At 68.5% G+C, this 23830-nt stretch carries 18 protein-coding genes; 12 read left to right on the forward strand and 6 right to left on the reverse strand.

Annotated features, from left to right (window positions below):
• Positions 1 to 248 precede the first annotated feature (248 nt).
• On the reverse strand, positions 249 to 1910 hold the full coding sequence (gene ptsP, locus ACYVDK_RS02320; RefSeq protein ID WP_460517389.1) for a phosphoenolpyruvate--protein phosphotransferase: 1662 nt from the start codon (positions 1908 to 1910) through the stop codon (positions 249 to 251).
• Between the two features lie 310 nt (positions 1911 to 2220).
• Here ptsP and ACYVDK_RS02325 point away from each other — a divergent pair, with 310 nt between their 5' ends.
• From ACYVDK_RS02325 to ACYVDK_RS02365, 9 genes are all read left to right on the forward strand, one after another.
• Complete coding sequence (locus tag ACYVDK_RS02325) at positions 2221 to 3654, forward strand: YihY/virulence factor BrkB family protein (RefSeq protein ID WP_460517392.1); 1434 nt, start codon at positions 2221 to 2223, stop codon at positions 3652 to 3654.
• Positions 3655 to 3664: 10 nt separating this feature from the next.
• The gene (locus ACYVDK_RS02330; protein WP_460517394.1) at positions 3665 to 4504 is read left to right on the forward strand and encodes an exonuclease/endonuclease/phosphatase family protein; all 840 of its coding nucleotides are present in this window, start codon (positions 3665 to 3667) and stop codon (positions 4502 to 4504) included.
• A 149-nt stretch (positions 4505 to 4653) separates the two neighbouring features.
• Positions 4654 to 5664 (forward strand): tryptophan--tRNA ligase, encoded by a 1011-nt coding sequence (gene trpS, locus ACYVDK_RS02335; RefSeq protein WP_460517396.1) that lies wholly within the window; start codon positions 4654 to 4656, stop codon positions 5662 to 5664.
• Positions 5665 to 5675: 11 nt separating this feature from the next.
• Positions 5676 to 6416, forward strand: a complete 741-nt coding sequence (locus ACYVDK_RS02340; RefSeq protein ID WP_460517399.1) for an HAD family hydrolase — start codon at positions 5676 to 5678, stop codon at positions 6414 to 6416.
• A 541-nt stretch (positions 6417 to 6957) separates the two neighbouring features.
• The gene (gene ribD, locus ACYVDK_RS02345; RefSeq protein WP_460517402.1) at positions 6958 to 8091 is read left to right on the forward strand and encodes a bifunctional diaminohydroxyphosphoribosylaminopyrimidine deaminase/5-amino-6-(5-phosphoribosylamino)uracil reductase RibD; all 1134 of its coding nucleotides are present in this window, start codon (positions 6958 to 6960) and stop codon (positions 8089 to 8091) included.
• 2 nt (positions 8092 to 8093) lie between these two features.
• Entirely contained in the window at positions 8094 to 8756 is a 663-nt protein-coding gene (locus ACYVDK_RS02350; protein WP_460517404.1) for a riboflavin synthase, read from the forward strand.
• Positions 8753 to 10126, forward strand: a complete 1374-nt coding sequence (gene ribB / locus ACYVDK_RS02355; protein WP_460517406.1) for a bifunctional 3,4-dihydroxy-2-butanone-4-phosphate synthase/GTP cyclohydrolase II — start codon at positions 8753 to 8755, stop codon at positions 10124 to 10126. Before ACYVDK_RS02350 ends, ribB begins: the two co-directional genes overlap by 4 nt.
• Positions 10123 to 10602, forward strand: coding sequence for a 6,7-dimethyl-8-ribityllumazine synthase (ribH, locus tag ACYVDK_RS02360; protein WP_460517409.1), 480 nt, complete (start codon positions 10123 to 10125; stop codon positions 10600 to 10602). Before ribB ends, ribH begins: the two co-directional genes overlap by 4 nt.
• 332 nt (positions 10603 to 10934) lie before the next feature.
• Complete coding sequence (locus tag ACYVDK_RS02365; protein ID WP_460517412.1) at positions 10935 to 11348, forward strand: hypothetical protein; 414 nt, start codon at positions 10935 to 10937, stop codon at positions 11346 to 11348.
• A 10-nt stretch (positions 11349 to 11358) separates the two neighbouring features.
• On the opposite strand, the gene ACYVDK_RS02370 is transcribed toward ACYVDK_RS02365, so the two are convergent.
• The 4 genes from ACYVDK_RS02370 to ACYVDK_RS02385 are packed head-to-tail and all read right to left on the reverse strand — an operon-like array spanning position 11359 to position 14504.
• Positions 11359 to 11844, reverse strand: a complete 486-nt coding sequence (locus ACYVDK_RS02370) for a DUF2269 family protein (protein WP_460517415.1) — start codon at positions 11842 to 11844, stop codon at positions 11359 to 11361.
• A gap of 48 nt (positions 11845 to 11892) precedes the next feature.
• A complete protein-coding gene (locus ACYVDK_RS02375; RefSeq protein WP_460517418.1) occupies positions 11893 to 12726 on the reverse strand; it encodes an ABC transporter permease in 834 nt (277 codons plus the stop codon).
• Positions 12723 to 13538 carry an ABC transporter permease gene (locus ACYVDK_RS02380; protein ID WP_460517420.1) on the reverse strand — a complete coding sequence of 272 codons (816 nt, stop codon included), beginning with the start codon at positions 13536 to 13538 and terminating at the stop codon, positions 12723 to 12725. The genes ACYVDK_RS02375 and ACYVDK_RS02380 overlap by 4 nt, the downstream gene beginning before the upstream one ends.
• Positions 13539 to 13577: 39 nt before the next feature.
• A complete protein-coding gene (locus tag ACYVDK_RS02385) occupies positions 13578 to 14504 on the reverse strand; it encodes an ABC transporter ATP-binding protein (protein WP_460517660.1) in 927 nt (308 codons plus the stop codon).
• A 311-nt stretch (positions 14505 to 14815) separates the two neighbouring features.
• On the opposite strand from ACYVDK_RS02385, the gene ACYVDK_RS02390 reads away from it, so the two are divergent.
• Both ACYVDK_RS02390 and ACYVDK_RS02395 read left to right on the forward strand, forming a co-directional pair.
• Positions 14816 to 16876, forward strand: a complete 2061-nt coding sequence (locus ACYVDK_RS02390) for an ABC transporter ATP-binding protein (RefSeq protein ID WP_460517423.1) — start codon at positions 14816 to 14818, stop codon at positions 16874 to 16876.
• Between the two features lie 60 nt (positions 16877 to 16936).
• Positions 16937 to 19750 (forward strand): FAD-binding and (Fe-S)-binding domain-containing protein, encoded by a 2814-nt coding sequence (locus tag ACYVDK_RS02395; protein WP_460517425.1) that lies wholly within the window; start codon positions 16937 to 16939, stop codon positions 19748 to 19750.
• Between the two features lie 413 nt (positions 19751 to 20163).
• On the opposite strand, the gene ACYVDK_RS02400 is transcribed toward ACYVDK_RS02395, so the two are convergent.
• The gene (locus tag ACYVDK_RS02400; RefSeq protein WP_460517663.1) at positions 20164 to 22104 is read right to left on the reverse strand and encodes a phosphoenolpyruvate carboxykinase (GTP); all 1941 of its coding nucleotides are present in this window, start codon (positions 22102 to 22104) and stop codon (positions 20164 to 20166) included.
• 192 nt (positions 22105 to 22296) lie between these two features.
• On the opposite strand from ACYVDK_RS02400, the gene ACYVDK_RS02405 reads away from it, so the two are divergent.
• Complete coding sequence (locus ACYVDK_RS02405) at positions 22297 to 23748, forward strand: helix-turn-helix domain-containing protein (protein WP_460517427.1); 1452 nt, start codon at positions 22297 to 22299, stop codon at positions 23746 to 23748.
• Positions 23749 to 23830 lie beyond the last annotated feature (82 nt).

Genomic DNA, 23830 nt, shown 5'->3' on the forward strand with positions numbered 1-23830 from the left:
CCTGATCAGACAGGCATTCTCCGCTTAACGCGCCGACACCACCCCACGCTCAATCGGTGGATCCAGGTTAAACGGCGGACGGGACGGTTTCGACTGGCTCGACCGGGCTCGGTCAGCGGTCGGGTTTCGACAGGCTCAACCAGCGGGAGACAGGTCCATCCACCGGGAGGGGTTTCGACGGGCTCAAGCGGCGGACGGGAGGGTTTCGACAAGCTCAACCGGCGGGTGGTGTGGGGTGGGGGGCAGGCTCAACCGGCGGGAGGGGCGAGGGCCTCGGCGACGACGGCGCGGGCATCCGCCGCGCTCGTCTGCACCAGGGTGCGTGCGGCCAGCTCGCGGGCCCGTTCGAGCGTGACCCCGGCGAGCGTTGCCCGCACGTCGGCGAGCGCGCCAGGCGACATGGAGAGATCCTCGGCGCCGAGTCCCACGAGCACGACTGCCATCAGCGGGTCGGATGCCGCCTCACCGCAGACGCCGACCGGCGTGCCGAATGCGCGGCCGGCATCCCCGATCAGCTTGATCAGGCGGAGTACGGCGGGATGCCACGGGTCTTGATACTGCGCGACGGATCCGAGCATCCGGTCGGCCGCCAGCGTGTACTGCGTGAGGTCGTTCGTTCCGATGCTGACGAAGTCGCACAGCGGCACGAGCTGGTCGGCGAGCACAGCCGCTGACGGCACCTCGACGGTGATCCCGACGGTGCTCAGCCCCAGCGATCGGGCGAGCTCCACGAAGTACGCCGTCTCTGCGACGTCGGCGACCATCGGGGCCATCACCCACAGGTCGGCGCCGGTGTCTTCCTGTGCATCGCGGAGGGCGGCGAGCTGGTCGCGCAGCACGTCCTCGTGCTCTCGCAGGGCACGGATGCCGCGACGTCCGAGCGCCGGATTCTCCTCGTGCGTGTGCCCGAGGAAGGCGAGTTGTTTGTCGGCGCCGGCGTCCAGTACACGCACCACCACCTTGCGACCGCTGAACGCGGCCATGAGGTCGCGGTAGCGCGACCTCTGGAGGTCGACGGGCGGCTGCTTGCGGGCATCCAGGTAGAGGAACTCGGTACGGAACAGGCCGACGCCTTCGGCACCGAGCGCCACGGCGGGCAGCGCCTCCTCGGGTGAACCCACGTTGGCCAGCAAGGGCACCGGCGTGCCGTCCGCCAGCGCGCCGGGAGTGAGAGGTCGCGGCGCCGCGACGGTACCGCCGCGCTCGGCGGCTGCGGCGACGGACGCCTCGTCGGGGTCGATCACCACCTGCCCGTGCTCGGCGTCGACGATCACGATCTGGCCGTTGACGATGGCGTCGCTGCCTGCGGCTCCGACAACAGCCACGAGGTTCTTGTTGCGGGCGAGGATGGCCGTGTGCGACGAGTTGCTCCCGTCGCGCGTCACCATCCCGAGCACCTTGCCGAGGTCGAGGGTCGCCGTGTCGGCAGGAGCCAGATCGTGCGCGACCAGCACGAACGGTGCGTCGGACCTCGGAACCGTCGGCAGGGCGACACCGCGCAGTCGCGCGATCACGCGACGCGCAACGTCGCGCACGTCAGCGCCGCGGGCCGCCGGATTCTCGCCGAGACCCTCGAGCACCTTCGCGTACTCCTCGTACGCCTCGAACACGGCACGTTCGGCGGTCTTGCCGTCGCCGACGCGCATGCGTATGTCGTCGACCACCGCGGGATCCTGCGCCATCAGCGACTGCGCCTCGAGGATCTCTTCCGCGTCACCGCCGGCCCTGTGCCCGAGTTCGACGAGTTCACCCGTCACCTCGCGCAGCGCCGACTCGACACGTCGGTACTCGTCGGAGGCCTCAGCGTGCGACTCGACGTCGTCGGGCTCGCCGATCGGGTCGGGCATGCGCAAGGCGGGACCGACGGCGATGCCGTGGCCCACGCCGATGCCCGCGATCTGGGTCGACACGGATCCCAGCCTATGTCGCGTTGTGGGCGTGCTCGAACCCTCCCGTGTTTTACGTGAGTGCCGCTCGGGCTGCCCACCGCACCCGGGCCAGAGCAGCCGGCTCTGCTCCGGGGCGCATCGCCGGTTCCGGACGAGGCGCGGCGCAGATCACCCGGCCGTGCGACAGAAAGGGCCACGGCGACGATCCACAGGCTCGTCGCTCCTGGCTCCACCGCGCCCATATCGCGGCTCCGCCGCTCACGGGCTCAATCAGGTCGGCGACGCGAGCCGGCTCGCGTCGCCGAGCCGCAATCGCCCATAGGCTGATGCCGTGGCGCGGCGGAACGCGAAGTCGACGGATGCCTCGCCCGGGGGCCGCGGGACGGGCGCGGGAACCGGGGCACAGGCATCCGCTTCCGCGCATGCGGATCGTGCCGACCGCCGTCGCCTCGACCGACTCCGCGCGGAGGCCGCTCATGAGCGGGAACAGCTCACGGAGCGTCTGGAGGACTTCGCCGATCCACTGCGCGATCGGCTCGCGGGACCGGTGCGGAAGGTCAACCGCTGGTGGCGCTGGGTGACGGCGCTGAAGCCGTACCGGGTCTGGATCCAGTTCTCGCACAACGACGGCAACCTGCGCACGGCCGGCATGTCGTACCAGTCGCTGTTCGCGATCTTCGCGGCGCTGTGGGTCGGGTTCTCGATCGCCGGGTTCTGGCTCACCAGCAATACGGACCTCTTCAACAAGCTCGTGGCCATCATCAACGACGCAGTGCCCGGACTGATCGGGACGAGCGGTCACGAAGGAGTGATCAGCGAGGGGGCGCTGCAGTCGCTGGGCACGACGTTCGGCTGGACCAGCATCGTCGCGCTGATCGGCCTGCTCTGGACGGCGATCGCCTGGCTGTACTACACCCGTCAGGCCGTGCGAGCGATGTTCGACCTCGAGCGCGATGAACGCAACTACGCCCTGCAGAAGGTCACCGACTTCGGGCTGGCGATCGTGTTCGGTGTGGTGCTGATCGTGTCGGCATCCGTCTCGGTGATCACGACCGAGGCCACCGCGTTCGTGCTCGACCTGTTCGGGATTCCGAGCGACTCGTTCTGGCCGACGTTCCTCGGCTACGTGATCGGTTTCGCCGTCTCGATCGCGCTGAACTACTTCGTGCTCGTGGCGATGTATCGCGTTCTCTCGCGCGTGGTGATCCCGTGGCGCTTCCTCGTGCTGGGTCCGTTGCTCGGCGCGATCGCGCTCAGCGGGCTCGGCGCGCTCGGAGGTCTGCTCATCGGCGGAGCCACTCGCAATCCGCTGCTGGCGACATTCGCCGTCTTCGTGGGGCTGCTGCTGTGGTTCAACATGATCTGCCGGATGATCCTGCTCGCCGCCGCCTGGATCGCCGTCGGGATGGTCGACCATGGCATCGAGCCGCGGCGCCGCACTCCCGAGCAGATCGCGTACGAGAAGGCGCGTGCCGAGCGCTCGGCTCGGCTGCTGGTCGCCCAGACCGCGGTGGAGGCGGCCGAGCACAAAGCGATGGCTTCGCGCTGGCTGGCCAAATGGTTTGCGAACCGTGCGCTCCGCGAGGCCCGCGAGGAATTGACGCGTGTCGCGCGGGAACCCGCACCCCTGCCGCCGAAGAGGCACAGCTGGTGGACGGAAACGGTCGACGGCGACGCGATCCCGGCTGGTGACGGCCCCGCAGGGAGGCCCGACGCCGGCCGTCCAGACGACCGCACCGCGAAGGATGTCGGCGGCCCCGGCTAGTCTTTTACGCATGCCCTCCAGCCGCACGCTCCGCATCGCCACGGTCAACGTCAACGGCATCCGAGCCGCGTTCCGGCGCGGAATGGGCGCGTGGCTCGACGCGCGCGGGGTGGACATCCTCGCCATCCAGGAAGTGCGCGCATCCACCGACGATTTGACCGGTCTGCTCGGTGATGAGTGGGATGTGCTGCACGATGCGGCCACCGCGAAGGGGCGCGCCGGGGTTGCGCTGGCGAGCCGCGGCAAGGCATCCATTCACCGTGTCGCGCTCGGCGACGACGACTTCGACACGGCGGGCCGCTGGCTCGAGGCCGACTACGAAGTGGACGGCAGCATCGTCACAGTGGTCAGCGCATACGTGCCCTCCGGGGAGGCGGGCACCGAGAAGCAGGTGTACAAGTACCGCTTCCTCGATGCGATGGATGCCCGCATGAAGGTCCTACCCGGCCACAACGAGCTGGCAGCGGTGATGGGCGACCTGAACATCGGCCATCGCACCCTCGACATCAAGAACTGGAAGGGCAACGTGAAACGCGCCGGCTTTCTGCCGGAGGAGCGCGCATACCTGGACAAGATCGTGGGTGCGCAAGACGACGAGCATTACAACGACGGCGCAGGCCATGGCTGGGTCGACATCGGCCGTAAGTGGGCAGGCGAGGTCGACGGCCCGTACAGCTGGTGGACGTGGCGAGGCCAGGCGTTCGACAACGACACCGGCTGGCGCATCGACTACCAGCTCGCGACACGGAAGCTCGCCGGCAAGGTCGTCGACTACCACGTGGACCGGGCGCCGTCATACGCGGAACGATGGTCCGACCACACGCCGGTCGTCGTCGACTACGCGCTCTGACCGAGCATCCGTCCGCGCTCGGCACCCCTTCGAACCGTGAGACTGCACGCCCGCTCCGAGACAGTGGGTTTCACCCGCTGTCTCGGGGTCCGGATGCAGTCTCGCGAAACAGCACCCGCACCTCGCACCAGCACCAGAAAGAACCACTGATGAGCAAGCCACGCCTCTTCTCAGGCATCCAGCCGTCGAGCGACTCGTTGCACCTCGGCAACTACATCGGCGCGCTGCTGCAGTGGCGGGAGCTGCAGAGGAGCCACGACGCGTTCTTCTGCGTCGTCGACCTGCACGCGATCACCGTGCCGCAGGATCCGAAGGAACTGGCCGAGAAGACCCGCCGTACGGCCGCACAGTACATCGCCGCCGGCATCGATCCGACGACCTCGACGCTGTTCGTGCAGTCCCACGTGCCTGCACATGCCGAGCTCGCCTGGGTGCTGAACACGATCACCGGGTTCGGCGAGGCTGGCCGCATGACGCAGTTCAAGGACAAATCGTCGCGCTACGGCACGGACTCCACCAGTGTGGGGCTGTTCACGTATCCCGTGCTGATGGCGGCCGACATCCTGCTCTACGACGCGGTCGACGTGCCGGTCGGCGACGACCAGCGGCAGCATGTCGAGCTCACGCGCGACCTCGCCGAACGCTTCAATTCCCGATTCGGTGAGACGTTCATGATGCCGCGGGCGATCATTCAGAAGGACACCGCCCGCATCTACGACCTGCAGAACCCGACGTCGAAGATGTCGAAGTCGGCGGACTCCGTCGCCGGACTCATCCTGCTCCTCGACGAGCCGAGCGTGACGCGCAAGAAGATCATGCGGGCCGTGACCGACACCGATTCCGTCGTGCGCTTCGACCGCGAGGAGAAGCCTGGCATATCGAACCTGCTGGCGATCTACGCGGCGCTCAGCGGGCAGCGCATCGAAGACGTGGCGAACGACTACGACGGGCGCGGCTACGGCGACCTGAAGAAGGGTCTCGCTGACGTCGTGATCGGCGAGTTCGAGCCCGTCCGGGCGCGCGCCCTCGAACTGCTCGGCGACCCGGCCGAGCTGGACCGACTGCTGGCGGCGAACGCGCAACGGGCATCCGAGGTCGCCGAGGCGACCTTGGCGAAGGCATACGAGCGGGTCGGCTTCCTGCGTCGCGTGCGGCTCTGACGGGACGCCGGATGCCTACTGGGGCGAGCATCCGTGCCGTGCTCTTCGACCTGGACGACACGCTGTTCGCACATCGGGATGCCGTGGAACGCGGGTTGCTGACGTACGTGCGTGGGCTCGGACATCCGTACGACGCAGCGGATGCCGACGCCGAGATCGCATTCTGGCGCCGCCTCGAGGAGCACCACTACCACCGCTACCTCGGCGGCGAGGTCAGTTACGAGGAACAGCGGCGGGCAAGAGCGCGTGAGTATGCGGCACGGCACGGCGTGGTGCTCACCCCCGAGGCGGCCGCGGCCTGGTACTCCGACTACTTCGAGCACTACACGGACGCGTGGAGCCTGTACGACGACGCGCTCCCCTGCCTAGATTCCCTTCGCGCACGGCTCCCCGGTGTGCTGATCGGGATCATCACGAACGGGGAGCTGGACTACCAGCTGCGCAAGATGGACGCGATCGGCATCCGGGACCGATTCGACACGATCGTGGCATCGGGTGACGTCGGGATCACCAAACCCGACGTGCGCATCTTCCGGCTGGCGTGCACGCGTCTCGGGGTGGAGCCGGAGTGCGCCGCATACGTCGGCGACCGGCTCGGCACGGATGCGATTGGTGCAGTCCGCGCCGGACTCGCCGGCGTGTGGATCGATCGGTACCGGGCCGAAGTCTCTGACGCGGAGCGCGCCGTCGCCGACGAGCTCGGCGTCATGCGCATCACCCGGCTGGAGCAACTGCCCGGCGTTCTGGCGTGACACCGCGCCGGCGTCCGCCGCCGGCATCCGTCCCACGCAACTGCAGCCGACGGCATTCGCCCCACGCGAATCCAGGCATACCGCGCCAGACAGGCAGCATCTGCCCGTTCCGGCGCGGAACGCGCTTACCTGCCTGTTTCTCCGCGGCCGCCTGACTGAGGGGCGAGCGGCCGGCGTCGCCGGAGATGCCGGGCGGGGAATACAGCGGACCGGCACGCGTTGGTAGGGTGTAGGCAGTGCTCCGGGGTCGGTGAGAGTCCGAACCGGCGGTGAAAGTCCGCGAGCTTCAGGCGCAGGTCGTCGTGTGAAAACGGTGGCAGGCGGCGAGGTTGAGCCGGTGGAATTCCGGCACCGACGGTGATGGCGTGTTGAACTTCAGTTGCTTCGGCAGCGGGAGCTCGGCGCGGCAGAGTCCGGATGGGAGGCAGCACTCGCGCGGATGCGTCAGCATCCGCGCCGTCGGCATGTATCCGAGGAAGCCCCGGGGTCCACAGACCGGTCGTCACGACGACGAGCGGAACGAGGACAGACGGAGACCGGAATGACCGACATCGGGATCGAAGCCGGGAGGTTCGATGCGCCGATGCGGCGCGCCCTCGAACTGGCCGCTCTCGGTCCTGCGAACGGGGTGAACCCGCAGGTCGGATGCGTCGTGCTCTCCCCCACCGGCGACGTGCTCGCCGAAGGCTGGCACCGTGGCGCGGGCACCGCGCACGCCGAAGCCGACGCGCTGTCGAAGCTCACACCGGAACAAGCACACGGGGCGACGGCCGTGGTCTCCCTCGAGCCCTGCAATCACACCGGCCGCACCGGGCCGTGCAGTGAAGCGCTCATCTCCGCCGGCGTCGCGCGCGTCGTCTACACCGTCGACGACCCCGGCCACGCGTCGCACGGCGGCGCGAAACGGCTGCGCGAGGCCGGCGTCCAGGTGATCGCCGGCGTCGAAGCGGATGCGGCGACCCGGCTGCTGCACGACTGGATCGTGGCGGCACGTCTCGGCCGCCCGCATGTGACCCTGAAATGGGCGAGCAGCCTGGACGGCCGCGTCGCGGCCTCCGACGGCACAAGCAGGTGGATCACCGGATCCGCGGCCCGGCAGCACGTGCACGAGCAGCGGGCGGCATCCGACGCCATCGTGGTCGGCACAGGCACTGTCCTCGCCGACGACCCCAGCCTCACAGCGAGGGGCGACGCAGGGGAACTGCTGGCACGCCAGCCAGTGGCTGTGGTGCTCGGCGACCGGGTCGTGCCGGACGACGCGGCGGTGCGGCGGCACCCGAACCCACCGGTCTTCCTGTCCGGCCACGACCTGGCGGGTGCACTCGTCGAATTGCGCGAGCGCGGGTTCCGCACCGCCTATGTCGAGGCCGGGCCTGTGCTCGCGGGCGCGTTCGTGCGCGAAGGGCTCGTCGACGAGTTCCACGTCTACCTGGCGCCCACGTTGCTGGGCGGCGCGCACACCGCGCTCGACGACATCGGCGTGCACTCCATCGCGGAGCAACGGAGCCTGCGCCTGCAACGCGTCGAGCTGATCGGCAACGACCTGCTCGTCATAGCCGCTGACCCGGCGGCGCGCACCCTCAATCCATGGCACGGCGATGACGCGACGCAACCGGCGCCGCCAGGCCATGCCGCCCAGACGACCACGCAGACTCACGAAGCCCAAGGAGCTTGAGGATGTTCACCGGAATCATCGAAGAACTCGGCACGATCACCGCCGTCGCACGCGGGGCCGACGCGGCACGCATCACCGTGCACGGGCCGCTGGCGGTGCAGGGCGCCCGACACGGCGACTCGATCGCCGTGAGCGGTGTCTGCCTCACCGTGGTGGACCAGACGGAGGACTCGTTCACTGCCGATGTGATGGCCGAGACCCTGGCGGTCAGCACGCTCGACGACGCGGCTGCGGGCTCCCCCGTCAACTTGGAGCGCGCCGCGCAGGTCGGCGACCGGCTCGGCGGCCATATCGTGCAGGGCCACGTCGACAGCATCTCGACGGTTCTGGCCGTGACGCCGAGCGAGGCATGGCGCGTGGTGCGCTTCAGCCTCTCCCCCGAGATCGCCTCGCTCGTGGCTCGCAAGGGGTCCATCGCAGTCGACGGCGTCTCGCTCACCGTCTCCGCCGTGAGTGACGCCGGAGCACCGCAGCAGTGGTTCGAGGTCTCCCTCATTCCGGAGACCCTCGCGGCGACCACCCTGGGCAGCAGAGCGGTAGGCGACCGGGTGAACGTGGAGACGGACATCCTGGCGAGGCATGTAGAGCGGATGCTCGCACTCGAGCACGCATCTCCCCGGCACTCCGGCGTGAGCCGGGAAACCGCGGTCAGGAGCGAAGCATGACACTGGCGACGATCCCCGAGGCGCTGGAGTCGCTGCGCGCCGGACGCCCCGTGCTGGTGGCCGACAACGAGAGTCGTGAGAACGAAGGCGACATCGTGCTGGCCGCAGAGACGGCGTCTCAGGAATGGGTGGCCTGGCTGGTTCGGCACTCGTCCGGATTCATCTGCGCACCGCTCACCAACGAGCTCGCGGACAAGCTCGAGCTTCCGGTCATGGTCGTGGACAACGAGGATTCCCGGGGCACGAACTACACGATCACTGTCGACGCGGCCGACCGGCTCTCCACCGGCATCAGCGCCGCGGACCGCGCGCACACGCTGCGCGTGCTGGCCGATCCGTCGTCCACCGCCCGCAGTCTGCATCGTCCTGGCCACATCGTTCCGCTGCGCGCCGTCGAGGGCGGCGTGCGGGAGCGTGACGGCCACACCGAGGCGACGGTCGACCTGCTGAAGCTGGCCGGGATGACTCCGGTCGGCGCGATCGGCGAGGTGGTGGCGGACGATGGCGAGATGATGCGTCTTCCCGAGCTGATCGAGTTCGGCGAGCGCGAGAACGTGCCGGTGATCACGATCGAGGCACTGATCGCCTACCTGCAGGAGTTCCACTGCGACACACCGCTGGAAGCGGTCGCACCGGTTCCAGAGAGCTCGCGCGTGATCTTCGAGGTCGAGACCACCGTTCCGACGACGCACGGACCTTTCCGGGTGCGGGCCTACCGCGACCGCATGACCGGCGCCGACCACGTGGCGATCATCGCCGGCGAGCCCGGTGCATCCGGATCGCTCGTGCGCGTGCACTCGGAGTGTCTGACCGGCGAGGCCTTCGGATCGCTGAAGTGCGAGTGCGGCCCGCAGCTGGATGCGGCGCTCGACACGATCCAGCGTGACGGCGGCGTCGTCATCTACCTGCGCGGCCACGAAGGCCGCGGCATCGGCCTGATCAACAAGCTGCGGGCATACCGCCTTCAGGAGGACGGGCTCGACACCCTCGACGCGAACCTCGCGCTCGGGCTGCCGATCGACGCACGGGACTACGGTGCGGCATCCGCGATTCTCTCCGATCTCGGGATGCGCTCGGTGCGGCTGCTCACGAACAACCCCGACAAGGTCAACCAGCTCAACGGGCACGGCGTCGCCGTCGAGGAGCGCGTGCCTCTCGTGGTGGGTCTCGGCGCGTTGAACGAGCAGTACCTCAAGACCAAGCGGGACCGGCTGGGACACCTGCTGCCGGTCGCGGACTCCGAGTTGCGCGATCTGGACAGCACGTTCGAGCAGGACGCCGCAGCCTCCGACGACGAGCTGATCGCCCACCACATTGCGACGAAGACGACAGTGGTTCCGACCACCGAGCAGAAAGGCGCGACCCGATGAGCGGAGCCGGCGCGGCCGACCACGAGACGGTGAATGGCGAAGGCCTGCGGGTGGTGGTGGTCGCGGGCACCTGGCACGAGACCATCAGCGACGGACTCGTCGCGGGGGCGCAGCGCGAGCTGACGGCATCCGGCGCCGACTGGAAGCTGGTGCGGGTGCCAGGCAGCTTCGAGCTGCCGGTGGTGAGCAAAGCGGCACTGGATGCCGGTGCCGACGCGGTCGTGGCGCTCGGCGTGATCATCCGCGGCGGCACCCCGCACTTCGAGTACGTCTCCTCTGCCGCCACCGACGGGCTCACCCGGGTTGCGCTGGATACCGGCAAGCCGGTCGGATTCGGCGTGCTCACGCTCGACGACGAGCAGCAGGGACTCGATCGCGCCGGGTTGCCCGGTTCGAAGGAGGACAAGGGCGCCGAGGCCGCCCACGCGGCGATCGCCACCGCGGTCGCGCTGCGCGAATTGCGTCGGGGAGCCTGACGGCGCAGTTCTGCCGCGGGTTGGGCTCGCGCCGCGGGTTGAGGTCGCGCCGCGGGTTGAGGTCGCTCCCGCAGGTTGAGGTCGCGCCGCGGGCTGAGCTCGCTGCCGCGGGCTGAGCTTGTCGAAACCCGCCCATCGATCGCGGGGTTTCGGCAAGCTCAACCCACGGGAGTCGTCACTTCAACCCACGGGAGTCGTCACTTCAACCCACGGGAGTCACTTCAACCCGCGGGAGTCACTTCAACTCACGGGAGTCACTACAACCCGCCGGGGCACCTGACTACGTGCGGGCGCCCGCGCCAACGCGCACGGAGGGCACCTATGCTGTCCACGTGGACAGGGCACGCAAGGTCGCACTCTGGATCGGCGGGGCGGTCGTCGCGATCGCGATCGTCATCGTCATCGTGATCGTCGTCAGACGTCCCGGTTCGTGGAACGGCAGCCTCGCGTCGGTCACCTACAGCCAGTCGCAGGCGGTGCCGAACTTCGACGAATCGGCACGCTCCACGACCGATGCCGACCGGCTCGCGGCGCTGCAGCGCGTGCTGCACGACGACGGATGGCAGCCGGGTGAGAAGGGCCAGGCATCCAGCAACGGATGCGCGGGAGGAATCGCCACGCACCTCGCGATGCGGCTAGGCGACGGGTCGTCAGCGAAGCTCGACACCTACCAGTGCGGCAACAGCAGCGACCATCTCACCACCGACGTCACCCGGCTCGTTTCGTCGTGGCGCGCAGCGGACTGAGCGCTCGCCTCTAGGGCTTCCACACCATCAGCACGACGACGGCCAGGAGCAGAATGCTGACGATGCCGCTCGTGCCGGCCAGCGCGCCATAGCCGCCGTTCGATGCCTGCGGGGCGGCCTTCGCACCCGGATCCTCGGCCTCGACCGCCTCCTCGCCCTCGATCGCATCCGCCGCACGGCGCATCGCCGGCACGACCACGAACAGCGTCAGTCCCAGCGCGATCACGTAGAGCACGATCGACAACCAGACCCACGTCGAGGAAACGCTCACGTGGTACTTCGGATCCGACGTTCCCAGAGCACCGAACCCGAGGATGAAGGTCAGGAGCGAAAGCAGGCTGAAGACGTTGGTCGACCGCGCGAGCGTTCGCACCTGGGTCGGAGAGCCCGCACGGATCGCCCGCATCGCCGTCATCGGAAGGATGGCCATCGGCCCCACGATGAAGACTGCGGCCGCCACATGCAGGATTCCCAGGATCTCGTTCGCCACGCTCATACAGCCAGCTTATCGGGTACTTTCAGGAACCCGTCGATCGACGGGTATTCAGTCCAGGAACAGGGCACGCAGCCGCTTCGTGGTGAGGATCATGCCGAGCACCGACATGACGACGAGATAGAGCACATGCCACAGGATGCCTGCACCGACCGCTCCCGTCGTCAGCGATCGCACCAGGTCGACGCTCTGCCACAGCGGCAACGCCTGGATCACCACCTGGACGCCCTGCGGGTAGACCGACAGCGGGTAGAAGGTGCCGGAGAGCAGGAACATCGGCAGCAGGATGAAATTGATGATGTCCATCTGTTGGAACGACTTCATGTAGCTCGTGATGCCCATGCCGAAGCTGGCGAACGCGAACGCCACGAGGAGCACAGCGGGCAACGCGAGCAGAGCCCACCAGGACAGGTTCAGCCCGACGAGCTGCATGACGATCATGAATGCGACCGCGTAGCCCGCACCCCGCAGCAGGGCCAACGTGATCTCGCCGAACGCCACGTCGAGGGGACCGAGCGGGGTGGCGAGCATCCCTTCGTACAGCCGCGCGAAGCGGATCTTGAAGAACACGTTCCAGGTCGAGTCGTACACCGCCCCGTTCATCGCAGCGGTCGCCAGCAGTGCCGGCGCGATGAACGCGGCGTACGAGATGTGCGCGCCGTCGCCGGCCGTGACGGTGCCCACGAACGCGCCGAGTCCGATTCCGAGCGACAGCAGGTAGAAGACGGGCTCGAAGACGCCGGAGACCACGACCAGCCAGTTCGTCGACTTGGTCGCCAGCCATCCGCGGTACACGACGGACCGAGCGTTTCCCGCATACAGGGATCCCGCGCCTCTGCGGCCGGTGCGCGTTTGTTCCGGCGCCCGAACATCCACCCCCGTCATGTGTAGAGCCTTCGCTTCGCGATGCGGCGGGCGAGCAACCAGCTGGGCACGAACAGCAGAAGCAGGTAGAGAACGTGCACGGCGATCAGCCAAGGCGGCAGCTGGGCGCCGTAGGACACGATCCGGGCCAGCTGGGTGCCGTGCCAGATCGGCGAGAGCCATCCGATCCATTGCAGGTAGATCGGCATCGTGCTGAGCGGGAAGAACGTTCCGGAGAACAGGGTCAGCGGAAGCAGCACGAAGCGCATCAGCATGGTTATCTGCCCCGAATCGGTCTGGATCGTGGCGACGTACGCCATGATCGGCGCGCCGAAGGCGAGCCCGACGAGGGTGGCGATGAACACTCCGAGGAAGGCCGTACCCGATGGAGTCGCGCCGAACAGCTGCATGAACAGCCAATAGACGAGGCTCGAGCCGACCAGGCGCACCACGACGGCGATCACCATTCCGTCGATGATCTGCCCGGGCGTGATAGGAGATGAGCTGATGCCGAGAAACGTGGGGTTCCACTTGAATCCGAGCAGGATCGGATAGGTCAGCTCCTCCGAGGCCACCGTCACCGCCGCCGTGCACAACAGCGCGGGGGCGACGAACTGCAGGTAGCTGACGCCGTCTACCGCGTGCGGTCCGAGGTTCGCGCTCACCAGCGCACCGAGGCCGACTCCTATCGCGAACAGGTACAGCAGTGGTGTGCCGACCGCGCCGACGAGCACAGTGGAGACGTAGGAGCGCATCACGCGCAAGCGGTGCTCGGCCACATACCAGGCACCGAAGCGGCGCGGCTTGCGCGCGCTCGGCTGAACTGCGGTCATTCGATCAGCGACCTTCCGGCGTGCTGGAGCTGGCAGCACTCATTCGATCAGCGACCTTCCCGTCAGCCGCAGAAAGACATCCTCCAGGCTGGAGCGGCGCACGAGCGAGGTGAGCGGACGGATGCCCGCCTCGGTGAGCCGCGCAAGTTCAGCCTCCCCGTCGGCCGTGTAGACGAGCACACGATCGGGAAGCGCTTCCACCCGGTCGCCGACATCCTGCAGCCGTTCCGCCATCTCCGCATTGCGATCTGAACCGAATCGGAGTTCGAGCACCTCGCGCGTCGAGTACTCTCTGATGAGCGATGAGGGGGTGCCCTCAGCCATGATGATGCCGTTGTCGACGACGATCAAGCGGTCGCAGAGCTGCTCCGCCTCGTCCATGTAGTGGGTGGTGAGCACGAGGGTCGTGCCTTGCTCCTTGAGCCGGAAGAGTCGGTCCCACAAGATGTGCCTCGCCTGCGGGTCGAGGCCCGTCGTCGGCTCGTCGAGCAGCAGGATGCGCGGGTCGTTCATGAGCCCGCGCGCGATCGTGAGCCGCCGCTTCATGCCGCCGGAGAGGTCCGTGACCTTCGATTTGGCCTTGTCCTGCAGTTGCGCGAACGCCAGCAAATCGTCGGCCTTGGTGCGGACCCTCGCCATCGGCAGCCCGAAGTAGCGGCCGTACACGATGAGGTTCTCGCGAACACGAAGCTCTTCGTCGAGGTTGTCGGACTGCGGCACCACTCCGAGTTGCGACCGGATCTCCGGACCGAATCGGTCGGGATCGAGGCCGAGGATCTCGAGCCGTCCGCTGGTGCGGGTGGAGACCGCACCGACCATGCGCATCGTCGTCGACTTGCCCGCGCCGTTCGGGCCGAGCAGGCCGAACGACTCCCCCGGCGCCACCTCGAAGGTGATGCCGCCGACGGCCGTGACCTCCCCGTACTGCTTGACGAGGTCGGCTGCGACGATCACCGGCGAAGACACGCTCACCAACGTAACGCGAACGGGTGACATGCGGTGCGCCAGTGCCGTGTGGTGCGGTGCGGCGCGGTGCGGTGCGGTGCGGCGCGGTGCGGTGCCGAGCGACAGCACCGTGCGGTATTTCGGAGACACGCCGACGACGCGGCCCGTGACGGGTCATCCGCGCCATATGCGCCACATGCGCCGGCGTTTCTCCGATCTGCCGCACGCGCTTCTGCGCACGCGCTGCCGCACGCGCTTCTGCCGCATGCGCAAGGGGCACGTGCAGCGCGCATTGGTAGTCTTCCGGCGCCACCTTCGGATACGGAGCCCCCATGAGCACAACCGCGCCAGCGCGCCCTCGGTTCGGTCGTCCGCAGAAGGATGACGGCCCCCGCGCCACCTTCGGTCAGCTACTGCCCTACATCTTCGAGCATCGCGCCACGATGACCATCGTCGTGGTGCTGAGCGTGCTCGGCGCAGCGGCCAGCCTCGCCCAGCCGCTGCTGGTGAGCCAGGTGATCGGCGTCGTGCAGGGCGGCAGAGCGCTCGGCGGACTGGTCTGGGCGCTCGTCGCTCTGGTCGTGATCTCGGGCCTGATCTCCGGATACCAGCACTACCTGCTCCAGCGCACGGGTGAGAGCGTCGTGCTCTCCTCTCGCAAACGCCTGGTCGCACGCATGCTGGGCTTGCCGATCAGCGAGTTCGATGCGCGCCGCACCGGCGATCTCGTCTCCCGCGTCGGCAGCGACACGACGCTGCTGCGTGCCGTGCTGACGCAAGGTCTCGTCGAGGCGATCGGGGGCTCCCTCACATTCATCGGTGCGCTGATCGCGATGCTCATCATCGACCCCGTGCTGCTGGGATTGACCGTGCTCGTGATCGCCGTGTCGATCGCGGTGGTGGTGCTGCTCTCCGGTCGCATCCGCATCGCCAGCCGCAAGGCGCAGGAGCGCGTCGGCGACCTCGCGGCATCCGTCGAGCGGGCCATCAGCTCGGTGCGCACGATTCGTGCAGCAGGCGCCACCGAGCGCGAGATCGCGGGCGTCGAGGAGGATGCCACCGGTGCGTACCGCATGGGCGTGAAGGTCGCGAAGATCTCGGCGCTGGTCGTGCCGGTGGCGGGCATCGCCATGCAGGTGTCGTTCCTCGTGGTGCTCGGCGTCGGCGGATACCGCGTCGCCAGCGGCGCCATCACGGTGGCGAACCTGGTGGCGTTCATCCTGTTCCTGTTCATGATGATCCTGCCGCTCGGTCAGGCGTTCGGCGCGTTCACGTCGGTGAACTCGGCCCTCGGCGCGCTCGGGCGCATCCAGGAGATCATCGAACTGCCGAGCGAGGATGCGAACGATCTCCCGGCCGAACAGCGCGCCGTGATAGTCGGCCCGGCGAACGCCGCCGTGAACCCGGATGCCCCTGCCATCGCCTTCGACGACGTGCGGTTCGCCTACCCCGACGCTGTCGTCGCCGCGCGGGTCTCCAGAGGGGATGATGGCGACGGCACGGGCGGCGAGGGCGGCGCGGGGAACGTGCCGGATCGCACGTCGGGCCGCGAACACGGCCGACGAGTGCGTACCGCCGAATCGACCGCCGCGGAAGCACTGGAGGCGTTCGAGGGCAAGGATGCCGTCGCCCAGGCCGAAGCCCTCACCGGCGAAACCACCAGCGCGATTTCGGTGACCGGGCTGACGGCATCCGTTTCCACCACGATCGAGCAGGGAGTGCTGCACGGCGTGAGCTTTGCGGCACCCCGCGGAAAGCGCACGGCGCTCGTCGGGCCCTCCGGGGCGGGCAAGAGCACGATCCTCGCACTCATCGAGCGGTTCTACGACCCGACGAGTGGCGTGATCTCGATGGGTGGCCTGGACGTGCGCACCGTCGACCGCGTCGAGCTGCGCGCGCAGATCGGCTACGTGGAGCAGGATGCGCCGGTGCTGGCCGGCTCGATCCGCGACAACCTCACACTCGCGACGCCGAATGCGACCGACGCCCAGTGCATCGAAGTACTGCACGCCGTGAACCTCACGGACGTGCTCGAGCGCAGCCGGCTGGGCCTGGATGCGCCGGTCGGCGAAGACGGCGTGATGCTCTCCGGCGGCGAGCGCCAGCGGCTCGCGATCGGGCGCGCGCTGCTGGCCGCCCCGCCCATCCTGCTGCTCGACGAGTCCACTTCGAGCCTGGACGGCCGCAACGAGCAGCTCATGCGCGAGGCGATCGATGCGGTCGCGGAGAATCGCACGCTGATCGTCATCGCACACCGACTCTCGACCGTGGTCGACTCCGACCAGATCGTGGTGCTCGAGAGGGGCCGTGTCGTGGGCGTGGGCACGCACTCGGAGCTCGTGGAGTCGACACCGCTCTACCGGGAGCTGGCGAAGCACCAGCTGCTGGTGTGATGTGCTTATCTATGCGAGCGCATATTTGTGCAGCACTTCCCGACTCGCTTGGAGGATGACATGGACGAACGCGTGACGGCATCCCCCGGCCTGCTGAACAGCCTGGAAGCCGTCTCCGCCCACGTCGGCGGCACCGCCACCGATCGGCTCACTGCCGCGCACGACGCATCGCACTACCGGCTGGTGCCGCAGGCCGTGGCACTCGCGGGCGATGCCGGCCAGGTGGCGGGCGTTCTCGCCGTGTGCGGTGCCCACGGGGTTCCCGTGACGTTCCGCTCGGGCGGGACGAGCCTGTCGGGGCAGGCGGGCGGGGCGGGCGTCGTCATCGACACCCGCCGGCGCTTCCGCACCATCGAGGTGCTCGATGACGGAGAGCGTGTGCGCACCCAGCCCGGCGCGACCGTTCGCGCGGTCAACACCCGGCTCGCGCGGCGCGGTCGCAGGCTGGGCCCGGACCCGGCCAGCGAGATCGCGTGCACGATCGGGGGCGTCGTCGCGAACAACTCGAGCGGGATGTCGTGCGGCATCCACGCGAACACGTATCGCACCCTGCAGAGCGCCGTGCTCGTACTGCCCAGCGGCACGGTCATCGACACATCCGCCGCGGACGCACCCGAGCTGCTGCGCACGAGGGAACCGCGCATCGAGCAGGGTCTGCTGGAGCTACGCGACAGGGTGCGCGGCAATCCGGAGTCCGTGGCGACGCTGCGCAGGCTGCACTCGATCAAGAACACGATGGGTTACGGGCTCAACTCCTTTCTCGACCACGACGAGCCGGTGCGCATCCTGGAGCACCTCGTCGTCGGCTCGGAGGGCACGCTCGCGTTCGTCGCCGAGGCGACGTTCCACACGGTTCCCGTGCTGCCGCACGCGGCGACCGGGCTCCTCGTCTTTCCGTCGCTCGCCGAGGCGACCGCATCGCTGCCCGCCCTGGTCGACGCCGGATTCGCGACGATCGAGCTGCTCGACGCGGCCTCGCTGCGCGTCGCTCAGCGCGATCCTGAAGCGCCCGACGACCTGCGTGGCCTCACCGTCACCGATCATGCCGCGCTGCTCGTCGAGTTCCAGGAGCAGACCGCGGAGGAGCTGGATGCCCGCACCGCCCGGGCGCACGACGTGCTGGCCGGTCTCCCGCTGGATCGGCCGGGAGAGCTCACCACGGATGCCCGTGCGCGCGCCGATCTGTGGCACATCCGCAAGGGTCTGTACACGGCGGTGGCCGGGGCGCGGCCGTCCGGCACGACCGCGCTGCTCGAAGACATCGCGGTGCCCGTCGAGCGCCTGAACGAGACCTGCACCCGCCTCATCGCACTGTTCGACGAGCACGGCTACGAGGGATCGGTGATCTTCGGGCACGCGAAAGACGGCAACATCCACTTCCTGGTCAACGAACGCTTCGACGGCCCGGCCGCGATCGAGCGCTACCGTGCGTTCACCGAGCAGATGGTCGAACTGGTGCTCTCCCAGGGCGGAACGCTCAAGGCGGAGCACGGCACCGGGCGGATCATGGCGCCTTTCGTTCGCCGACAGTACGGCGACGAGCTCTACGCGGTGATGTGGGACCTGAAGCGACTCATCGATCCCGGCATGCTGCTGAACCCGGGCGTGCTGCTCACCAACGACGACGAGACCTATCTGAAGCACCTGAAGGTCGCGCCCACGGTGGAGGCCGAGGTCGATCGATGCGTGGAGTGCGGGTACTGCGAACCCGTCTGCCCGAGCAAGGACATCACACTCACGCCGCGCGAACGCATCGTCATGCGACGCGAACTGCAACAGGCCCGGGATGCCGGCGACGCCGATCTCGTCGACGCCATCGAGCGCGAGTACCAATACGAGGGTGTGCAGACCTGCGCGGTCGACGGCATGTGCCAGACGGCGTGCCCTGTGCTGATCAACACGGGCGACCTCGTGCGCCACCTGCGTGCTGAGGCGAACGGACGCGTCGAACAGACCATGTGGTCGGCCACCGCGAAGCACTGGGGTGCGACGTCGCGTGCGGGCGGCGCGGCCCTATCGGTCGCGAAGGCGATGCCTGCCGTGCTGCCGGAGTTGGCGACCCGGGTAGCCCGCTCCGTGCTGGGTGCCGACACCGTGCCGCAATACTCCCCCGAGCTTCCCGGCGGCGGGACCCAGAGGCGGCCCATCCATGCCGCGGATCCGGTGGCCGTCTACTTCCCGAGCTGCACGAACACCATGTTCGGCCCGGTCGGCGGCGACGGCGTCTCCGAGTCGTTCCTGCGGTTGTGCGAACGCGCCGGCGTGGAGGTCGCGACGCCCGAGGGCATCCCCTCGCTGTGCTGCGGAACGCCGTGGAAGTCGAAGGGCCTCACCGACGGTTACGCGGCGATGTCTGAGCGCGTCGTCACGACGCTGCTGGCTGCAACGGATGCCGGCAGGCTGCCGGTCGTGTGCGACGCCTCCTCGTGCAGCGAAGGTCTCGACGTCATGCTGTCCGCGGCCGCGGCGAACGGCATCCGAGTCGTCGATGCGGTGGAGTTCGTCGACGAACACGTATTGCCGAAGCTTCCGGCCGGCCGGAGAGTCGACTCCCTCACACTGCATCCCACTTGCTCATCGAGCCGGATCGGCGCGAACGCGGCACTGGTGCGAGTGGCCGAGGCCGCAGCCGAACGAGTGACCGTGCCGGAGGACTGGGGATGCTGCGCGTTCGCCGGCGACCGCGGCATGCTGCATCCGGAGCTGACCGCTAGCGCGACTGCGGCCGAGGCGGCCGAGGTCGCGCGGATCGGCAGCGCCGAACACGCATCGCTCAACCGCACCTGCGAACTCGGGATGACCCGGGCAACGGGCCACGAATACCGGCACGTGCTGCAGGTGCTCGACGACGCGCTGGCCAGAACCGCCGGTTGAGACCACACCCGCCGGTTGAGACGGCACTCGCCGGTTGAGACGCCCCCGCTGGTTGAGACGCCCCCGCTGGTTGAGACGCCCCCGCTGGTTGAGACGCCCCCGCTGGTTGAGCTTGTCGAAACCAGCCCAGCACCGGGACTCGGGTTTCGACAAGCTCAACCCACGGGGATTCCCTCGACCCACGGGGATTCCCTCGACCCACGGGGAATCCCTCAACCCACGGGGATTCTCCCAACCCACGAGGATTCTCCCAACCCACGAGGAATCCCTCAACCCACGAGGAATCCCTCAACCCACGAGGAATCCCTCAACCCACGGGGATTCCCTCAACCGGCGGGCGTTCCCTCAACCCACCTGGCGTTCCCTCAACCCACCTGGCGTTCCCTCAACCCACGGGGGCATTCCGCGGAGACTCAGTGCCGCAGGCGGTAGCGCAGCGACTCCAGTTCGGCCGTCATCGCGGCCGGCACCCGGCCGCCGAACCGGGCGAAGAAGTGCTCGGTGAGGTCGCACTCGGCCAGCCACGCATCCGGGTCGATCTCGAACAACCGGTCGAGAGCATCCGGTGCCAGCTCCAGTCCGTCGACGTCGAGGGATGCCCGCGCCGGCAGACGCCCCACGCTCGCGTCCACGGCTCCGGCCGTGCCCTCCAGCCGGCCGACCATCCACGCGATCACACGCATGTTCTCGGCGAACCCCGGCCACAGGTACGACCCGCCCGGTCCCTTGCGGAACCAGTTCACCTGGAACACCGCCGGCGCCTTCGAGCCGAGGTTCTCGCCGATGCTCAACCAATGCGCCCAGTGGTCGGCCATGTTGTAGCCGCAGAACGGCAGCATCGCGAACGGGTCGCGGCGCAGCTCGCCCACCGTGCCCTCCGCGGCGGCGGTTCGCTCCGACGCGATGGTCGCGCCGAGGAACACGCCGTGCTTCCAGTCCCGCGCCTGCAGCACGAGCGGAACGTTCGATGCGCGGCGCCCGCCGAAGACGATCGCGTCGATCGGCACGCCTTCCGGGTCTTCCCAGTCGTCGGCGATCGTCGGGCATTGCTCGGCAGCGACGCAGAACCGGGAGTTCGGATGCGCCGCGGGGCGCCCCGAATCCGGCGTCCAGTCCTCACCGAGCCAGTCGATCAGATGCGCGGGCGGCTCGTCGGTGAGCCCCTCCCACCACACGTCGCCGTCGTCGCGCAGCGCCACGTTCGTGAAGATCGTGTTGCCCCACAGGGTCTCCACTGCCGACCGGTTGGTCGACTCTCCCGTTCCGGGCGCGACGCCGAAGAAGCCGCGCTCCGGGTTGATGGCGCGGAGCCGGCCGTCGGCATCCGGCTTGAGCCACGCGATGTCGTCGCCGATGGTCTCGACCTTCCAGCCCGGCAACTGCGAGCGCAGCATGGCGAGGTTCGTCTTGCCGCAGGCCGACGGAAACGCGGCCGCGATGTGGTGCGTGCGCCCGGCCGGCGACGTCACCTTGATGATGAGCATGTGCTCGGCCAGCCAACCCTCCTCGCGCGCCAGCTGAGAGGCGATACGCAGCGCGAAGCACTTCTTGCCGAGCAGCGCGTTGCCTCCGTACCCCGAGCCGTACGACCACACCTCGCGGTCCTGCGGGAAATGCACGATGTACTTCGTCTCATCGCACGGCCACGCGACATCCGCACGACGGATGCCCGTGGCATCCACGAGCGGGTATCCCACGCTGTGCACCGTGCGCACCCACTGGTCTCCCGCCTCGATGAGGTCGAGGGCGCGCCGGCCCATGCGGGTCATGATGCCCATCGACACCACCACGTACGGCGAATCGGTGAGTTCGACGCCGAGCTGGGAGATCGAGCCGCCCAGCGGACCCATCGAGAACGGCACGACGTACATCGTGCGGCCACGCATGCTGCCGGCGAACACGCCGGCCAGCTCCTCGCGCATCTCGGCGGGATCACGCCAGTTGTTCGTCGGCCCCGCATCGTGCTCGTGCTCCGAGCAGATGAACGTGCGCGCCTCCACCCTGGCCACATCGCCGGGGTCGGTGCGGGCCAGGTAACTGCCCGGACGCCACTCCGGGTTCAACTTGATGAGCTGACCGCTCTCGACCTGCAACCGGAACAGCCGATCGGCCTCGGCGCGCGATCCGTCGCACCACACGATCTCGTCGGGCTGCGTCACCTCCGCGATCTCGGCGGCCCAGGCGGCCAGCGCGGGATCCGTGGTGCCGACGGCCGACGACGTCGAAGGTGAAGCCGGGCGGATGCCGGTGCCCTCGGCATCCGCCCGGCTGGTCTGTTGGATGTCGGCGGGTCGAGGCGCGACCGCGTAGGTGCTTCGCGGCTTCGTCGAGTTCTGCGTCGTCGAGTTCTGCATCGTCTTCGGCCGCTGGGTGATCGTCATGCCCGCTCGTCCTCGTCTCATCTCGTGGAAACTCGCTGTGTTCGCGCCGTGTCGCGCAGTATTACAAGCCCTGTCTGGCCGTCCTCTTCACTCTCGCGCCACATCAAGCACTCCATGGCCCAACCCGGCGCTAAAGAATCGCGATTATTTTGCTAGCGTGAACGAATGGATGCTGACACCGCGGACATCGCCACCATCGGCCACCGAATCCGTCACTTCCGCACCCGCGCGGGCCTGACTCTGGAACGGGTGAGCGAGGTCGTCGGGCTGTCGCAGAGCCAGCTCTCGATGATCGAGAACGGCAAACGCGAGCCGAAGCTGACCGTGCTGCAGTCCATCGCGACAGCGATCGGCGTCGATCTGGCCACGCTGCTGGTCGCCGAACCGCCCGACGAACGCACCGCCTACGAGCTCGAGCTGCGGCGCGCTGAGGCCTCGCCGCTGTACACGGCGCTCGGACTCCCGGCCGTGAAGCCCACCAAGGGAACCCCGACCGAGACCCTGGCGGCTCTGGTCGGCCTGCACAGGGAACTCGCCAGGCAGGCGAGCAAGGCCATCGCGACGCCCGAGGAGGCCAGACGCGCGAACACCGAGCTGCGGGAGTGGATGCGCGGCCGCGACAACTACCTGTCCGAGATCGAGCAGCTCGCCGACGAGCAGGTGAAGGCATCCGGACACGTCTCCGGTGCGCTCACTCACCGCGAGGTGAGCGTCATGGCCAAGCGGCTCGGCTTTCAGCTCGTGTACGTGGACGACCTGCCGAACTCCACACGTTCCATCACGGACCTGGCGAACGGTCGCATCTATCTGCCACCGGCATCCATTCCCGGCGGGCACGGCTTGCGGTCGATGGCTCTGCAGGCGCTGGCGCACCGGTTGCTGGGACACGAGCGGCCGGACAGCTACGCCCAGTTCTTGCACCAGCGGCTGGAGATCAACTACTTCGCAGCGTGCTGCCTCATGCCGCAGAGCGCGGCGGTCGCGTTCCTGCAGGAGGCGAAGAAGGAGCGCGACCTTGCTGTGGAGGACTTCCGCGACGCGTTCGGCGTGACGCACGAGGCGGCGTCCCTGCGCCTGACGAACCTCATCACGGTGCACCTGGGAATGCGGATGCACTTCCTGCGCGTCGGCGAGGACGGCGCGCTCTACAAGGGATACGAGAACGACGGTCTGCCGCTGCCGAAAGACGTCACTGGAGCGATCGAGGGCCAGCTCGTCTGCAAGAAGTGGAGCGCCAGGGACGCCTTCGCTCAGACCAATCGCACCACCGAGCTGTACCAGTACACGGACACCCCGGCCGGCACCTACTGGTGCGCCACCCAGACCGGGCGCGGCGACGACGGCAGCTTCACGATCACGATCGGGGTGCCGTTCGCGGATGCCAAGTGGTTCCGCGGGCGCGAAACGACGCAGCGCGCAGTGTCGACCTGTCCCGACCCGGGGTGCTGCCGGGTTCCGGATGCCTCGCTCGAGTCGTCATGGGCAGACAACGCATGGCCGAGCGCCCGGCTGCACGCGCACATCCTGTCTCCGCTGCCCACCGGCACCTTTCCCGGTGTCGACGACGCCGAGCTGTACGCGTTCCTCGACGCCCACTCCGGCCCGCTCGGGGAGTAAGGGCCCACCGCCCGTCGCCGCTGGTTGAGAGTGACCCACCCCCGCTGGTTGAGCTCGACCCACCCCCGCTGGTTGAGCCTGA

The sequence above is a fragment of the Humibacter antri genome (genome assembly GCF_054777235.1).

Excerpts from the sequence above, each read along its gene's own strand:
- ACYVDK_RS02330 (WP_460517394.1), top strand. The coding sequence starts at position 3,665 with ATGCCCTCCAGCCGCACGCTCCGCATCGCCACGGTCAACGTCAACGGC.
- trpS (WP_460517396.1), top strand. The coding sequence starts at position 4,654 with ATGAGCAAGCCACGCCTCTTCTCAGGCATCCAGCCGTCGAGCGACTCG.
- ACYVDK_RS02340 (WP_460517399.1), top strand. The coding sequence starts at position 5,676 with ATGCCTACTGGGGCGAGCATCCGTGCCGTGCTCTTCGACCTGGACGAC.
- ribD (WP_460517402.1), top strand. The coding sequence starts at position 6,958 with ATGACCGACATCGGGATCGAAGCCGGGAGGTTCGATGCGCCGATGCGG.
- ACYVDK_RS02350 (WP_460517404.1), top strand. The coding sequence starts at position 8,094 with ATGTTCACCGGAATCATCGAAGAACTCGGCACGATCACCGCCGTCGCA.
- ribB (WP_460517406.1), top strand. The coding sequence starts at position 8,753 with ATGACACTGGCGACGATCCCCGAGGCGCTGGAGTCGCTGCGCGCCGGA.
- ribH (WP_460517409.1), top strand. The coding sequence starts at position 10,123 with ATGAGCGGAGCCGGCGCGGCCGACCACGAGACGGTGAATGGCGAAGGC.
- ACYVDK_RS02370 (WP_460517415.1), bottom strand. The coding sequence starts at position 11,844 with ATGAGCGTGGCGAACGAGATCCTGGGAATCCTGCATGTGGCGGCCGCA.
- ACYVDK_RS02375 (WP_460517418.1), bottom strand. The coding sequence starts at position 12,726 with ATGACGGGGGTGGATGTTCGGGCGCCGGAACAAACGCGCACCGGCCGC.
- ACYVDK_RS02380 (WP_460517420.1), bottom strand. The coding sequence starts at position 13,538 with ATGACCGCAGTTCAGCCGAGCGCGCGCAAGCCGCGCCGCTTCGGTGCC.
- ACYVDK_RS02390 (WP_460517423.1), top strand. The coding sequence starts at position 14,816 with ATGAGCACAACCGCGCCAGCGCGCCCTCGGTTCGGTCGTCCGCAGAAG.
- ACYVDK_RS02395 (WP_460517425.1), top strand. The coding sequence starts at position 16,937 with ATGGACGAACGCGTGACGGCATCCCCCGGCCTGCTGAACAGCCTGGAA.
- ACYVDK_RS02400 (WP_460517663.1), bottom strand. The coding sequence starts at position 22,104 with ATGCAGAACTCGACGACGCAGAACTCGACGAAGCCGCGAAGCACCTAC.
- ACYVDK_RS02405 (WP_460517427.1), top strand. The coding sequence starts at position 22,297 with ATGGATGCTGACACCGCGGACATCGCCACCATCGGCCACCGAATCCGT.